The organism is Paractinoplanes rishiriensis (assembly GCF_016862375.1).
In the GTDB taxonomy this organism is placed as follows: Bacteria; Actinomycetota; Actinomycetes; order Mycobacteriales; family Micromonosporaceae; genus Actinoplanes; species Actinoplanes rishiriensis.
In genome coordinates, this window is record NZ_BOMV01000001.1 from 136,419 (window position 1) to 150,163 (window position 13,745).

Below are 13,745 nucleotides of genomic sequence, written 5' to 3' on the forward strand. Positions count from 1 at the left end.
CGAGTAACCTCCCCGGTTCATCGACGTTTCGCCATCAATGAATCTGCTGGGCACCCGCCAGACCGCTAGCCGCCTCCCGCAGGATCTGTCCGGCCGACTTGAAATACCGCGCGTGGGTCCGCCGTATCACCGCGGCCGACGCCGCCCCGAGCACGACAACCTCCACGTCGGCCTCCGGCCGCTCGGCCCGCCAGGCCGCGGCCCGCTCCACCCGGAAGCGCTCCTTGACGGCGACCGCATGGTCGTCGAACTCGGTCTCGGCGAGCAGTTGCCCCGCCCGCCGGTCGTAGACGAGCAGAAAGTACTTCACAACCGCGGAACCTCCATCTCGACCCGGCGAGCCAGGTCGTCCAGTTGGTCGCGCAGCTGCCCCTGCGCCTGGGCCCGAGCGGCCCGATATGCCAGATAGCCCGAGAGCACCGCCCGGCACGGCGGCGGATTTCCGGTCGCCCGATGGGCCTCCGCCGTAGCGGATCTGGCGCCCCCACCGGTCACCCAGATCTTCGAATGCCTGCGCCCACATGTCCTGTGGTTCGGTCCGGAACTGGACCTCGACCGGAATCCCGTCGGCCCGGACGACGACGTGCACCGCGCGATAACCGGCGCGCGGATCGGTGCGCCGATCGATGCGAGTCGGCACGGGATCGGGGTGCGCGGCGCAGAAGCGGTCCACCGCCGCGTTTTTGCGCATCGAGGTCGCCGGCAAGCACGACGCGGGCGCCAGCCAGGTCGTGGATCGTCTTGAGGCTGCAGCCGCGTTCCCGGCGCAGCTTGTCCACCGTGGTGCCGACGGTCTTGAGGCGAACGGCCGGCTCGAGGCCGAGGCGCTCAAGGGTAGTGGTCACGATGTGCAGGGCCTCCCGGTAAGCGCCCAGCACCAGTTCGAGCAGGTCGAGGTCGGCGTCGGCGGGGTGAGGACTGTCGCGTAGCCGGTCGCCCAGCTTGTCCAGTTGGGTCTTGCTGATGGGGAGGGCGGGCACCCGCGGAAGGTAGCCAACCCCGATCCGTGATCACCACCGAAATCAGCCGGCCTGTGGATAACGCAGGTCGGCGGTCATCTCGTGCAGTTCGGCCAGGCGGTCGGCGTGTGAGCGAGGGTTGCCCGGCGCGCCGGGGCGGGCGTCCTGCGGGCGCGGGCCGGACATCGGGCGGTAGTTCACGCCCAGGGCGTCCAGCCTGGTCAGGTGTTCGTCGAGGCGGCTGCGGAAGGAGTCGTAGCCGACCGGGCCCCACACCGCCTCGGCGAAGGCGCACAGGCGGGGATAGACCATGTAGTCAACGCGGCTGGCGGATTCCATATGTTCGGTCCAGACGTTGGCCTGGCCGCCCAGGACACGTGCGGCCGCCGCGTCGGTCAAGCCCGGCGGGACGGGGGAAAAGCCGTAGATGTCCGGCAAGGCGAGGAGGGTGCCGACCGGGGTTGGCTCGCCGGGGTCGTCCGACTGCCGGTAGTCGAGATAGCACGTCATGTCGGGGCAGGAGACCACCGAGAAGCCCGCCCGCGCCGCCACTGCCGCCGGCTCGGCACCGCGCCACGCGGCGATCACGGCCGACTGCGGGGCGCCCCGGGCCAGCAATTCGTCCCAGCCGAAGACGCGGCGGCCCAGCGACTCCAGGTGCGCGGCCATCTCACCGGTGAACCAGCCCTGCACCGCCCCCGCGCCGCCCAGCCGGCGAGCAACGGGATCGTCGGCCCACTCGGACACCGGGCACTCGTCGCCGCCTATCCCGATCAGCGGCGACGGGAAGATCGAGCAGACGTACGACAGCACCTCGCGGCAGAAGTCCACCGTGGCCGGGCGCATGTTCAGCACGTGTGACGAGATGCCCCAGGACGTGCGCACCGGGCCCGCGTAGCCGTTTCCCAACTCCGGGTATGCCGCGATGGCCGCCTGCATGTGGCCGGGCATGTCCACCTCGGGCACCACGGTCATGTGCCGGTCGGCGGCGTACTCGACGATCCGGCGCAGGTCGCGCTCGGTGTAGAAACCGCCGTGCGGATTCTTGTCGTACCTCTCATGGATCCTTGCACCGAGCATCGTGGACGGGCGCCACGCGCCGACCGAGGTGAGTCGCGGGCGGCCCGGCACCTCGATGCGCCAGCCCTGATCGTCGGTGAGGTGCAGATGCAACACGTTGAGCTTGTGAAACGCGGCCAGGTCGATAAACCGCAACACGTCCGGCACCGGCAGGAAATGGCGCGCCACATCGAGCATGACGCCGCGCCAGGCGAAAAGCGGCCGGTCGACGATCCGCACGTACTCCGGCAGGCCGGTCATCTCGAGTTGGCGCAGCGTCTGCCGGGCATAAAACTCGCCGGCCGGCGACCCTCCGACGATCTCCACGCCGGCGGGCGAGATCGTCAGGCGGTAGCCCTCGGGAGAATCAACGGGCTCGGCCAGGCCCGGCGCGGAGGAGACCGACGAAGGCCACGGGATCAACGCGCACCCCCAGATATAGTTAGTTGATCAACACTAACTGGGACCTGCTGCTAACCGGGGGTACACCCTTCGACGTCGCGGTCGACCAGGGCGTGATCGCGGCGACCGGGCCCGCGCTGCCCCGCACCGCGCGCACGGTCGTGGATCTCAGTGGCGCGTTGCTCACGCCGGGCCTGATCGACCTGCACACGCACGTCGGGCCGGGCTACTGGGGCATCGACCCCGACCCGATCGCGTGGCACTCGGGCGTCACCACCTGGGTCGACGCCGGCTCGGCCGGGTCCTACACGCTCCCCGGTCTGCGACAGGTCGCCGCTACCGCCGAGGTCCGTGTCGCCGCCCTGCTCAACATCTCGGCGGTCGGGCTGGCCGGCCGCACCGGCGAGTCCCGTGACCTGGCCAACTGCGACGTCCCGCTGGCGATCGACACCGTGGCGCGGCACCGCGACCTGATCCGCGGCCTCAAGGTGCGCATCGACCGCGAGACGGTGGGCGAGCACGGTGTCGAGCCGCTGCGCCGCGCGCTGGCCGTCGCCGACGCCAGCCGGGTGCCGGTCATGGTCCACATCGGGGCCGCGCCGCCCGACCTCGACGAGGTGCTCGGGCTGCTGCGCCCCGGCGACATCGTGACGCACTGCGCGAGCGGCCTGGCCACTCCGGTCGGACCGGCGGCGCTGGAGGCGTACGCCCGCGGGGTTTTGTTTGATCTTGGTCATGGCTCCGGCGGTTTCGCCTTCGACGTGCTGGAGCGGCAGCTCGACCTGGGTCTTCGTCCCGCGACGATCTCCACCGACCTGCACGCGCGCTCGCTGCACGGTCCAGTTTTCGACCTGCCCACCACGATGGCCAAGCTGCTGGCCGTGGGCTTCACGTTGGACGAGGTGCTGACCGCCACCACCGCCGCCCCCGCCGCGGCGCTCGGGCTGCCCGGCGGTGTCCTCACGGTCGGAGCGCCCGCCGATCTTGCGGTGTTCGAGCTGCGCGCGGAACCGTTCGAGGTCACCGACTGCCACCTCAAGACCCGGCGATCACCGCTGCGTCTCGTCAACTTGGCCACCTACCGCAACGGCCGACTTATGACCCCCCGACTGCCCGCGCCGGTTCCGCCCTGGATCCCGCTGACCGACGCCCAGCGCGCGGCCCTGTCCCGCCGCGACCGTGATCTCCGCGCCCTGCTCGGCACCCCGCTGGTGGGCGCGGACGGCCTGGCCGAACAATTTCCGAGGAGACTGTGACATGCCCAAACGTGCCGTGCACACCGACCAGGCCGCCCCCGTCGGCGGTCCCTACTCCCAGGCCGTCGTGGCCGGCGACACCGTCTATCTGGCCGGCGCCATCCCCGCGCTGCCCGACGGCACCCGCGTCACGGGCAGTTTCGCCGAACAGGCCCACGCTGCGTTCCGTAACCTCGCCGCCGTTGCCGAAGCCGCCGGCGCGAGCCTCGACCAGGCCGTCCGGGTCGGCGTATACCTGCGCGATCTCGACAACTTCGCGGAGATGAACGAGATCTTCCGCCAGTACCTCACCGGCGATCACCTGCCCGCGCGCACCACGATCCCCGCCGACCTCCCCGGCTTCGAGATCGAAATCGACGCCGTCCTCTACGTGGGCGATTGACGCTTCAGCAGGTACGGGATCGGCCCGCGGAACACCGGGCCGATCCCGGCCGCCGGGCCAGGCGCCGGGCCAGGCGCCGGGCCAGGCGGCGGGCCAGGCGGCGGGCCAGGTGGCGGGTCAGTCCCGGGCTGGCGAACCGGTCAGGTATCGCTGGATCGTCGGGCCCAGCCAGGCGGCGGCCTCGTCCGGGGTGAGGGCCGCGACCGGCGGGAGCCGCAGCACGAACCGGCACAACGCCAGCCCCAGCATCTGCGTCGCCAGCAGTCCCGCCCGGAACATCACCTCGCCCGGCTCCGGACTGACCGCCGTCACCAGCGGCAGCAGTTGCCGCCCGAAGATCTCCCGCACCCGCTCCACCGCGGCCTCGTTGGTGGCGGCCGCCCGCAGCAGCGCCGGCAGCGTCTCGTCCCGCTCCCACCGAACCAGAAAATGCCGGGCAAGCGTGGCCCCGATCTGATCCCGGGGCACCGAGTGCACATCCGGCAGCTGCAGATCGAACTCGGCCGCCGCCGCGAACAACTTCTCCTTGTTCCCGTAGTACCGCATGACCATCGACGGATCGATGGAGGCGTCCGCGGCGATCGCCCGGATGGTGGCCCGCTCATAGCCGTCCTGCGCAAACCGCTCCCGGGCAGCAGCCAAAATGGCCGCCCTGGTCGCATCCGACCGCCGTCCACCCGCACCCACGCCAGTCCCTCCACCGAATACCGAAAGCCGAACGCGAACGCCGAACGCGAACGCCGAAAGCGAACACCGAAAGCCGCCACCCACCCCGGCCGCGCCGTCACGCCGGAGCCCGCAGCCGCCAGTTCCGACGCCGATCCCCGGCGCCGCCATCGCTCCGCCCAACTTAACTAAACCAACACCTGTTGGCAAACTAGCGTTGGCACCTGGGTGGCGGCATCGGCAGATCTTGGTGCGGACACCACCGAACCGGGTGGGCTCCGCACCAAGATCGGCGAAGGGCCGCCTGCCGGGCCGGCTCATGGTGTGGACACCACCGAACCGGGTGGGCTCTGCGCCAAGATCGGTGAAGGGGCCGCCTGCCGAGCCGGATCATGGTGCAAACCAGCGGTGGTCGCCCGTTCAGGTCTGCTGTGGGCGCTGGCCGGTTCGGATCCTGGTGCGAACGGCACCGGTGAGTCATCTTCGTGCGGTGCAGTCGGGATGTCAGGTCTCGCCGGCAATACGGCGCTCGCCCGGACCTTTTAGCCGCAAACGTCCCCCGCTGGCGCTTGTCCGCGACGCGATGTTGTCGATCTGCCGTTCGGGGACAGTTCGGGGATGACCGTAGATCGCCAAGAGCCGGCTCCGGCGGCCGATAGGCGTCCGCTTAAAGCAGCAGTTGTCGGATATGTTCGCAGCGTGTGCCGCCAGGTGGAGGCGGCAGCCCTGGAGTGACGCAGCTGCAGGCGGCGGCGCTGGCGTGACGTTGGTGGAGCGGAATCGCCCGCGCTGCGCCGGACGCATGCTTTGATCAATCCGGATGCCGCGGTAAATAGCGGGTAACACGTGTGAAACGTGAGGCTGCGAGCATCGCTGGGATTCCTAGGAGGTTCGTTTGTTCCTCAGCCAGCACGAGCAGGAACGCCTGCTCATCCACGTGGCGGCCGATGTGGCGCGGCGCCGGCAGGAGCGGGGGCTCAAGCTCAACCATCCGGAGGCCACCGCGATCATCACGGCGTTTCTGCTGGAGGGCGCTCGGGACGGGCGCACCGTGGCGGAGCTTATGGATGCCGGGCGGCGGGTGCTGAGCCGGGACGACGTCCTCGAGGGGGTGCCGGAGATGCTGGGCGAGGTGCAGGTCGAAGCCACCTTTCCGGACGGGACCAAGCTCGTCACCGTGCACGGGCCGATCGCATGATCCCCGGCGAGATTCTGCCGGGTGACGGGGCCATCGAGATCAACCCAGGGCGCGAGGTGCGGACGCTGACCGTGCGGAACACCGGGGACCGGCCGGTGCAGGTGGGTTCGCATTTCCACTTCGCCGAGTCGAACGTCGCGCTCGACTTCGACCGTACGGCCGCCTGGGGTTTTCGCCTTGCCGTGCCGGCCGGGACCTCGGTGCGCTTCGAACCCGGAATGCCGCGTGACGTGGACCTGGTGGCGCTGGGCGGGAACCGGATCGTGCCGGGACTGCGCGGACTGGCCGGCGGGGCACTGGACGCCGCCGACGACAATGAGCCGGCCGCCGAAAGCCCGGCCGCGGAGCCCGCCGCCGAGCCCGAGAACGGAAGCCCACGATGAGCCGGCTGGACCGCGGCCGGTACGCCGCCCTCTACGGCCCCACCGCCGGCGACCGGATCCGGCTGGCCGACACCAACCTGCTGATCGAGGTCGAGGAGGACCGCAGCGCCGGGCCGCAGCCGGGCGACGAGGTCGTGTTCGGCGGCGGCAAGGTGATCCGCGAGTCGATGGGACAGTCCCGGGCCACCCGCGCCGAGGGCACCCCGGACACCGTGATCACCGGCGCCGTCGTGCTCGACCACTGGGGCATCGTCAAGGCCGACATCGGGATCCGGGACGGGCGGATCGTGGCCGTCGGCAAGGCCGGCAACCCGGACACCATGGACGGCGTGCATCCCGGTCTGGTGATCGGCCCGGGCACCGAGGTGATCGCCGGCAACGGCAAGATCCTCACGGCCGGCGCGATCGACAGCCACGTCCACCTGATCAGCCCGACCATCCTCGACACCGCGCTGGCCACCGGCATCACCACGATCATCGGCGGCGGCACCGGGCCGGCCGAGGGCACCAAGGCCACCACCGTCACGCCGAACGCCTGGCACCTGGCCCGGATGCTGGAGGCCATCGACACGTTCCCGATCAATGTGTTGCTGCTGGGCAAGGGCAACACGGTGTCCGAGGAGTCGATGTGGGAGCAGCTGCGCGGCGGCGCCGGCGGCTTCAAGCTGCACGAGGACTGGGGCACCACGCCCGCCGCGATCGACGCCTGCCTGCGGGTCTGTGACGCCTCGGGAGTGCAGGCCGCGATCCATACCGACACCCTGAACGAGGCCGGCTTCGTCGAGGAGACGCTGCGCGCGATCGGCGGCCGGTCGATTCACGCCTACCACACCGAGGGCGCGGGCGGCGGCCACGCACCGGACATCATCACCGTGGCGTCGCAGCCGCACGTGCTGCCGTCGTCGACCAACCCGACCCGCCCGTACACCCGCAACACCCTCAGCGAGCACCTCGACATGCTGATGGTCTGCCACCACCTGAACTCGGCCGTGCCGGAGGACCTGGCGTTCGCCGAGTCGCGCATCCGCCCGTCCACGATGGCCGCCGAGGACCTGCTGCACGATCTCGGCGCGATCTCGATGATCGGCTCCGACTCGCAGGCGATGGGCCGGGTCGGCGAGGTGGTGCTGCGGACCTGGCAGACCGCGCACGTGATGAAGGCCCGCCGCGGGTCGCTCGCCGGCGACGGCGCGGCCGACAACAACCGGGCCAAGCGCTACGTCGCCAAGTACACGATCTGCCCGGCCGCGGCGCACGGCATGGCCGAGCTGGTCGGTTCGGTGGAGCCGGGCAAGCTGGCCGACCTGGTGCTGTGGGACCCCGCGTTCTTCGGCGTCCGGCCGGCTCTGGTGATCAAGGGGGGCATGATCGCGTACGCGCAGATGGGCGACGCCAACGCCTCCATACCGACCCCGCAGCCCATGCTGCCGCGCCCGATGTTCGGTTCGTTCGGCGTGGTGCCGGCCCAGACGTCCGTGGCGTTCGTGGCACCCGCCGCGATCGACGCCCTGCTGGCCGACCGGATCGGGGTGAAACGGGCGCTGGTCCCGGTCGCCGACACCCGCCGGGTGGGCAAGGCGGACATGCCGCTGAACGACGCCACCCCGCGCATCGAGGTCGAACCGGACACGTTCACGGTCCGCATCGACGGCGAGGTGATCGAGCCCGACCCGGTCACCGAGTTGCCGATGGCCCAGCGCTACTTCCTGTTCTGATGCTGGCGACCCTGCTGCTGCTCGCGGACGGAAGGCTGCCGTCCGGCGGGCACGCCCACTCCAGCGGGCTCGAGGCCCAGGTCGCGGCCGGACGGGTTTGCGACGTCGCCGATCTGGCCGGGTTCCTGCGCGGCAAGCTGGCCACCACCGGGCTGGTGTCGGCCGCCTTCGCCGCCGCGGCCTGCCGCCGTCCGGGTTCCTGGGCCGGGCTCGACGACGGCCTGGACGCCCGCACGCCGTCACCCGCCCTGCGCAAGGCGTCCCGGGCGCAGGGCCGGGCCCTGCTGCGGGCCGGCCGGGCGATGTGGCGGCTGCCCGAGATCGGCCGGGAACCCCACCAGCCGGTGGCACTGGGCGTGCTCGCGTCGGCCGCCGGGCTCGGTCCGGCCGAGGCCGCCGTCGCCGCCGCGCACGGCACGATCGCGGGTCCGGCCAGCGCGGCTGTCCGGCTACTCGGGCTGGACCCGTACGCCGTGCATGGTCTTTTGGCCCTTCTTGCCCCTGAATGTGACCGGATCGCCGCCGATGCCGCGGCCCGGTGCGACGACCCGGTCGACCTGCTGCCGGCCGCGGGCGCTCCCCTGCTCGACATCGGAGCCGAGCTCCACGCCACCTGGGAGGTGCGTCTCTTTGCATCCTGACATTTCTGACAATCACCCGCACCAGCACGACCCCGACGAGGTCCCGCACACCCACCCCGACCCCGGCGTCGACCCGCACACCCCGCTGGCCGCCGGTCCGCGGGCGCTGCGGGTCGGCATCGGCGGCCCGGTCGGCTCGGGCAAGACCGCCCTGGTCGCCGCGCTGTGCCGGGCCCTCGGCGAGGAGCTGCGGCTGGCCGTGGTCACGAACGACATCTACACCACCGAGGACGCCGACTTCCTGCTGCGCAACGGCGTGCTGCCGGCCGACCGGATCCGCGCCGTGGAGACCGGCTGCTGCCCGCACACCGCGATCCGCGACGATATCTCGGCCAACCTGGACGCGGTCGAGGACCTGGAGGCCACCCTGGGCCCGCTCGACCTGGTGCTGGTGGAGAGCGGCGGCGACAACCTGACCGCGACGTTCAGCAAGGGCCTGATCGACCGGCAGATCTTCGTGGTCGACGTGGCCGGCGGTGACAAGGTCCCGCGCAAGGGCGGCCCCGGCGTCACCACCGCCGACCTGCTGGTGGTCAACAAGACCGACCTGGCCCCGATGGTCGGCGCCGACCTGTCGGTGATGGACCGCGACGCCCGGGCCCGCCGCGGCGACCTGCCCACCGTCTTCCTGTCGCTGGTGCAGGACCGCGGCGCGACCCCGGTGGCCGACTGGATCCGCGCGCTGGTGGCGGCCCGCGTACCGGCCTGATGCGCGCTGTTGCCCGGATCGTCGCCGAGCGCGCACCTCACGGCGGCACCCGCCTGTCCGTCCTGCACGGCGAGTCACCGCTGCTGCTGCGGCGGACCGGCCCGCCGACCCGCGCCGGGGTGACGGTGCACCTGGTGGGAGGTGCCGCCGGCCCGCTGCGCGGCGACGACCTGCGGGTGGAGATCCAGGTGGGTCCCGACGCCGTTTTGACCGTACGCAGCGTGGCCGCGCAACTGGCCCTGCCCGGCCGCCCCGGCCTGCCACCGTCCCGCCTGGAGATCCGGGCCACGGTGGCGGCCGGCGCCACCCTGTCCTGGCTGCCCGAGCCGCTGATCGCCGCCGCCGGCTGCGACCACCACACCGTCACACACGTCGAAGCGGCCGACGGCGCGACCCTGCTGTGGCGCGAGGACCTGGTGTGCGGCCGCCATGCCGAGGAGCCGGGCGACGTCCGCACCACGACCACCATCCGGTACGCCGGCCGCACCCTGTATCGCCACGATCTCGCGGTGGGTCCGGCCACGCCCGGCTGGGACGGCGCCGCGGTCCTGGGCCGCGGCCGGGCCATCGGTACCCTGGTGGCGGCACCGGCCCTGCCCAACGAGCCGCCATCAACCCCGGTCGCGGCCATGATGCCGCCGCCCACCCCGGTCGCGGCCGTGATGCCGCTGTCCGGCCCGGGCGTGCTGGCCACCGCGGTCGGCGCCGACATCCGCGAGGTGGGAGCGGCGCTCGACCCGCTGTGCGTGCGGTAACGGCGCGAGGGCGGCCATCGGCCGCCCTCGTCCTATATATGGTGAAAAATTACGCTGCTACCGCGATCGGCACGCCGTGACTGTCGGTCAGTGCCAGCCGGGTGTGCAGGTTGCCCTGCTGGGCCACCCGGGCGAAGTACTCCGACCGGCGGCGTTGCAGGCAGCCCTTGCGGGTTCGCGGGCCGCCGGCCGCCGCGGTCAGGAGTTCCGGGGCCAGTGAGCTGTTCAGGCCCTCGCGCAGCAACTGCAGTGCCTCGGTGCGCAGCTGGGAGATCCGGGACTCGGTCACGCCCAGTCTCGCGGCCACGTCGCTCAGCGGCTGCTCCTGCAGGAAACTCTCCGTCACCACCTGCCGCAGGCGTTCCGGCAGGGCCTGAATGGCCTGGTGCAGGTAGCCGAGGCGTTCCCGCTTGAGCAGCAGGTCCTCCGGACCCTCGGACAGTTCCGGCACCATCTCCTCGGCCGCGCCGGTGGGAAAGCCCTGCAGGCTCAGCAGCGCGGCCTTCTGGACGTCGTCCTCGACGGTGGCCAGTTCGGCCACGCCGATGCCCAGCATCTCGGCCACCTCGGCGTCGGTGGGCGTCCGGCCCAGGGCGGCGGTCAGTTCCTGCCTGGCCGCGGCACTGCGTCGTGCCCTCGCCCGCACCGAGCGGCTCGCCCAGTCCTGGCCGCGCAGTTCGTCCAGGAGGGCGCCGCGGATGCGGACCGCGGCGAAGCGGTGGAACGGGATGCCCCTGGTCACGTCGAACGAGCGCGCCGCACCCAGCAGGGCGGCGAATCCGGCCGAGGACAGGTCATCGGAGTGCACGTGGCCCGGGACGCGGTTGAGCAGTTCCCGGACCAGGTGGCCAACCATCGGCATGTGTTCGCGGACCAGGTCCTCGATGTCACGCGCGGACGGCGCGTCGTGGGCCGTGCCGATGGTGGCGGGGAGTTCGGTCGCGGCGGTCACGTGGTCCTCCTCGCTCATACGACCGGTTGTGGAACCGGCTTACGAGGAGAACTTTTGCCGTCGAAAGGTGCAGCGGCGGCCGAACTCGGTTGCTTTTGCGGTGCTTTTTGCGAGAAAAGCTCAGCTATTAGTGCAGTGCGGTCGCCCGGCGCGGTGCGATCACCCCGGTGAGTTCCGCGTGCACCCAGCTCATGCGGCGGACCGCGACCTCGGGATGGTCACCGAACTCGGTGGCCACCTCGGCGGCGCAGCCGTCGCTGCCGTGCAGCAGGATCATGGCGGTGACCGCCTGCTCCACTGCCTGCCGGGTCGGGCATTCTGACGGTTGCAGGTGGGAGACGAACAGTGCCTCCGCCGCCAGATCTTTCACAATGCTGATCATGTCGGACTCCCCGATGTACGACCGTTCATGTGGTCTCACCGGTGCGATTTTGTCCCGCGCGGGTGACGGCCGGCGGCAGCCACGCCGCACGATCGTCGGATCGGTCTGCAATGTCCGAGGCACGGATCGCTCCGGAAAAGTCGGTTCAACCCTAACGCGGCGATCGGCCGCCCGGCGGATGGTTTCCGGCCGGGCGGCCGTCGTGTTGCCGTCAGTCGTGCCGCGTCAGCCGCTCGGCGGCAGCACGCAGGTGGGGTCCTCGAGGTCGCAGCCGTCGGTCTCGGTCGGCGTCGGCGGCGCTTCCTTGGTGGGACTCGTCGTCGGCGCGGCCGTGGTCGGCTCGGTGGTCGGCACCGTGGTGGGCGGCGTCGTGGTCGGCGGCGCCGGCGCGGGCGGATCGGTGGTCGCCTGCGTCGTCGTGCCCGTGGTCGTCCCGGTCGTCGCTCCGGTGGTGGAGCCCGCGGTCGGCGGGGTGGTCGGCGTGATGTGCACGCCGCCCGTCGGGTCGATCGAGATGCCCGGCACCGGGTTGCGCGTCGTCGGGCTGGTGCTCAGCCGTACATTGCCGTCCGACAGGTGCTCAACCTGGCGCACCGGCTCGCCCGGCTTGGCCGACACGAACGTCTCGCAGGTGCGGTTGTTGAGCATGAACGCCAGCGGCGCCGCGTTGTTGTGCGCGTAGGTGCCGTTCAGCGGCATGATCACCTGGTCGAGAGAGTCCAGCGGGCCCTTCGAGGTCACCGTGACGGTGTTGCCCTTCTGCACCAGCTGCGACTTGCCGTCCGGCACGATCACCTGGTCGCCGGGCAGGATGAACCACAGCTTCCACGCGTCGATCGCGGCGTCGTTGCGGTTGGCCACGGTCACGTTGGCGGTGAACTTGCCGTTCACGTCCTCCTGGACCGCGTAGCTGACCACGCACTTGCCGGTGGCCGGCACGACGCTCGGCTGCGGGTTGGCACCCAGGTCGCGCTGGCTGGCCGGACCGGCCGCCAGGCTCAAGCCGTACGTGGTGAGGCCGAGCAGCACCACCGCACCGGCCACCACCAGCACGCGCCGGTTGTGCTTGGCCGCGTTGGAGCCGCGCGTGGCCGCCTTGCCGGACCTGGCGGCATTGCCCTCGCCCTGGTCGGGCGCGTCGTCGCCGTACGCCTTGCGCAGCGCCGGAGCACCCGCGGCGGCCGCCACCACCGGACCCGTGCGCAGCCCGGCGAACCGGCTGTTCCGGGCCGGCGCGGGCGGCTCCCCGGCGACCGGCGCGGACGGCGGGATGGCCGCCGACGCGGAACCACGGGCGGGTGCCGGCGGCGGGTCGCGCCGGATCACGTCCGGGTAGGAGCGCTGCGCCGACGGCAGGATCGTGGTGTCCTCGCCACTCTCGGCCCAGTCCGGCACGTAGCCCCGGGCCGACTCGGGCGCACCCGCCGCGATGCTGGCCAGCACGTGCGCCAGCTCGGCACTCGACGGCCGGTCGTCCGGACGCTTCTCCAGACAACGGCCGACCAGCGCCGACACGGCGTGCGGCATGCCCTCGACCGGCGGCAGCGGGTCGGGCTCGGTGTACTGGTGGGCGCGCAGCAGCGCGGTCGTGGTGCCGACGTCCCAGGGCAACTGGCCGATCAGCGTGCGGTAGATCAGCAGGCCCACCGCGTACACGTCGGTGGCCGGGCTGACCTGACCGCCCTCGAGCCGCTCGGGCGCGAGGTAGGCCGGGGTGCCGAGCAGGCTGCCGTCCGGGTCGATGTCGTTCTCGCCGATCAGCGCCGAGATGCCGAAGTCGACCACCTTGGCGCCGGACGGGGTCAGCATCACGTTGGCCGGGGTCACGTCGCGGTGCACGATGCCCCGCGAGTGCGCCGCCGCGAGTGCCGCGGACACCTCGGCCGTGATCCGGACCGCGTGCTGCCATGGCAGCCGCCGCGCCCGGGCCAGCACGGCGGCGAGCGACTCGCCGTCGATCAGCTCCATCACGACGTACGGGACCGGCTCGCCGTCGACCGTGGTCGCCTCGCCGTAGTCGTACACGTTGGTGATGTTCGGATGGCTGAGCCGGGCGGCCGCCTGAGCCTCGGCTCGCAGGCGCCGCCGGAAGGCTGGGTCGGCACTGGTCGACGGTGGCAGCACCTTGACCGCGACCTGGCGCCCCAGCACCTCGTCGAACCCTCGCCAGACCACTGACATCCCGCCGGCACCGAGCCGCTCGACCAGTCGGTAGCGACCGGCCAGCAGGCTCGAACCGGGCAGGTCCGTCGTGCTCATGTGCCCCCACATGCGCGCTTCGAAGAA

At 71.7% G+C, this 13,745-nt stretch carries 15 protein-coding genes; 9 read left to right on the forward strand and 6 right to left on the reverse strand.

The window, feature by feature from the left end:
- Nucleotides 1-34 precede the first annotated feature (34 nt).
- Nucleotides 35-310 carry a hypothetical protein gene (locus tag Ari01nite_RS49525; protein ID WP_239162375.1) on the reverse strand — a complete coding sequence of 92 codons (276 nt, stop codon included), beginning with the start codon at nt 308-310 and terminating at the stop codon, nt 35-37.
- Between the two features lie 316 nt (nt 311-626).
- Here Ari01nite_RS49525 and Ari01nite_RS00655 point away from each other — a divergent pair, with 316 nt between their 5' ends.
- Nucleotides 627-929: a hypothetical protein gene (locus tag Ari01nite_RS00655; protein ID WP_203778696.1), complete on the forward strand. Its 303-nt coding sequence runs from the start codon at nt 627-629 to the stop codon at nt 927-929.
- A 93-nt stretch (nt 930-1,022) separates the two neighbouring features.
- Here Ari01nite_RS00655 and Ari01nite_RS00660 read toward each other — a convergent pair whose 3' ends face one another.
- Nucleotides 1,023-2,441, reverse strand: a complete 1,419-nt coding sequence (locus tag Ari01nite_RS00660) for a beta-N-acetylhexosaminidase (RefSeq protein ID WP_239162376.1) — start codon at nt 2,439-2,441, stop codon at nt 1,023-1,025.
- Between the two features lie 23 nt (nt 2,442-2,464).
- Here Ari01nite_RS00660 and Ari01nite_RS00665 point away from each other — a divergent pair, with 23 nt between their 5' ends.
- Both Ari01nite_RS00665 and Ari01nite_RS00670 read left to right on the forward strand, forming a co-directional pair.
- A complete protein-coding gene (locus tag Ari01nite_RS00665; RefSeq protein WP_239162377.1) occupies nt 2,465-3,676 on the forward strand; it encodes an amidohydrolase/deacetylase family metallohydrolase in 1,212 nt (403 codons plus the stop codon).
- Between the two features lies 1 nt (nt 3,677).
- The gene (locus tag Ari01nite_RS00670) at nt 3,678-4,058 is read left to right on the forward strand and encodes a RidA family protein (protein ID WP_203778422.1); all 381 of its coding nucleotides are present in this window, start codon (nt 3,678-3,680) and stop codon (nt 4,056-4,058) included.
- Between the two features lie 117 nt (nt 4,059-4,175).
- Here Ari01nite_RS00670 and Ari01nite_RS00675 read toward each other — a convergent pair whose 3' ends face one another.
- Nucleotides 4,176-4,700 (reverse strand): TetR/AcrR family transcriptional regulator, encoded by a 525-nt coding sequence (locus tag Ari01nite_RS00675; RefSeq protein ID WP_239162378.1) that lies wholly within the window; start codon nt 4,698-4,700, stop codon nt 4,176-4,178.
- Between the two features lie 919 nt (nt 4,701-5,619).
- Here Ari01nite_RS00675 and Ari01nite_RS00680 point away from each other — a divergent pair.
- Genes Ari01nite_RS00680 through Ari01nite_RS00705 form a run of 6 tightly spaced genes read left to right on the forward strand, consistent with a single transcriptional unit; the run spans nt 5,620 to nt 10,125 of the window.
- Nucleotides 5,620-5,922 carry an urease subunit gamma gene (locus tag Ari01nite_RS00680; RefSeq protein WP_203778424.1) on the forward strand — a complete coding sequence of 101 codons (303 nt, stop codon included), beginning with the start codon at nt 5,620-5,622 and terminating at the stop codon, nt 5,920-5,922.
- Nucleotides 5,919-6,305, forward strand: a complete 387-nt coding sequence (locus Ari01nite_RS00685) for an urease subunit beta (protein WP_203778425.1) — start codon at nt 5,919-5,921, stop codon at nt 6,303-6,305. Before Ari01nite_RS00680 ends, Ari01nite_RS00685 begins: the two co-directional genes overlap by 4 nt.
- On the forward strand, nt 6,302-8,020 hold the full coding sequence (locus Ari01nite_RS00690) for an urease subunit alpha (RefSeq protein WP_203778426.1): 1,719 nt from the start codon (nt 6,302-6,304) through the stop codon (nt 8,018-8,020). Before Ari01nite_RS00685 ends, Ari01nite_RS00690 begins: the two co-directional genes overlap by 4 nt.
- Nucleotides 8,020-8,661 carry an urease accessory protein UreF gene (locus Ari01nite_RS00695; RefSeq protein WP_239162379.1) on the forward strand — a complete coding sequence of 214 codons (642 nt, stop codon included), beginning with the start codon at nt 8,020-8,022 and terminating at the stop codon, nt 8,659-8,661. The genes Ari01nite_RS00690 and Ari01nite_RS00695 overlap by 1 nt, the downstream gene beginning before the upstream one ends.
- Nucleotides 8,651-9,370 (forward strand): urease accessory protein UreG, encoded by a 720-nt coding sequence (gene ureG / locus Ari01nite_RS00700; RefSeq protein ID WP_307837733.1) that lies wholly within the window; start codon nt 8,651-8,653, stop codon nt 9,368-9,370. The genes Ari01nite_RS00695 and ureG overlap by 11 nt, the downstream gene beginning before the upstream one ends.
- On the forward strand, nt 9,370-10,125 hold the full coding sequence (locus Ari01nite_RS00705; protein WP_203778427.1) for an urease accessory protein UreD: 756 nt from the start codon (nt 9,370-9,372) through the stop codon (nt 10,123-10,125). Before ureG ends, Ari01nite_RS00705 begins: the two co-directional genes overlap by 1 nt.
- A 49-nt stretch (nt 10,126-10,174) precedes the next feature.
- Here the strand turns inward: Ari01nite_RS00705 and Ari01nite_RS00710 are convergent, their stop codons facing one another.
- The 3 genes from Ari01nite_RS00710 to Ari01nite_RS00720 form a co-directional block, all read right to left on the reverse strand.
- The gene (locus tag Ari01nite_RS00710) at nt 10,175-11,077 is read right to left on the reverse strand and encodes a sigma-70 family RNA polymerase sigma factor (protein WP_203778428.1); all 903 of its coding nucleotides are present in this window, start codon (nt 11,075-11,077) and stop codon (nt 10,175-10,177) included.
- A 127-nt stretch (nt 11,078-11,204) separates the two neighbouring features.
- Nucleotides 11,205-11,459, reverse strand: a complete 255-nt coding sequence (locus tag Ari01nite_RS00715) for a hypothetical protein (RefSeq protein ID WP_203778429.1) — start codon at nt 11,457-11,459, stop codon at nt 11,205-11,207.
- A gap of 225 nt (nt 11,460-11,684) precedes the next feature.
- Nucleotides 11,685-13,718 carry a serine/threonine-protein kinase gene (locus tag Ari01nite_RS00720; RefSeq protein ID WP_203778430.1) on the reverse strand — a complete coding sequence of 678 codons (2,034 nt, stop codon included), beginning with the start codon at nt 13,716-13,718 and terminating at the stop codon, nt 11,685-11,687.
- Between the last annotated feature and the right edge of the window lie 27 nt (nt 13,719-13,745).

Bases quoted from the DNA above. Each gene is read 5' to 3' on its own strand.
- Ari01nite_RS00720 (WP_203778430.1), bottom strand. From the start codon at position 13,718: ATGAGCACGACGGACCTGCCCGGTTCGAGCCTGCTGGCCGGTCGCTAC.
- Ari01nite_RS00685 (WP_203778425.1), top strand. From the start codon at position 5,919: ATGATCCCCGGCGAGATTCTGCCGGGTGACGGGGCCATCGAGATCAAC.
- Ari01nite_RS00655 (WP_203778696.1), top strand. From the start codon at position 627: ATGCGAGTCGGCACGGGATCGGGGTGCGCGGCGCAGAAGCGGTCCACC.
- Ari01nite_RS00690 (WP_203778426.1), top strand. From the start codon at position 6,302: ATGAGCCGGCTGGACCGCGGCCGGTACGCCGCCCTCTACGGCCCCACC.
- Ari01nite_RS00715 (WP_203778429.1), bottom strand. From the start codon at position 11,459: ATGATCAGCATTGTGAAAGATCTGGCGGCGGAGGCACTGTTCGTCTCC.
- Ari01nite_RS00670 (WP_203778422.1), top strand. From the start codon at position 3,678: ATGCCCAAACGTGCCGTGCACACCGACCAGGCCGCCCCCGTCGGCGGT.
- Ari01nite_RS00705 (WP_203778427.1), top strand. From the start codon at position 9,370: ATGCGCGCTGTTGCCCGGATCGTCGCCGAGCGCGCACCTCACGGCGGC.
- Ari01nite_RS00695 (WP_239162379.1), top strand. From the start codon at position 8,020: ATGCTGGCGACCCTGCTGCTGCTCGCGGACGGAAGGCTGCCGTCCGGC.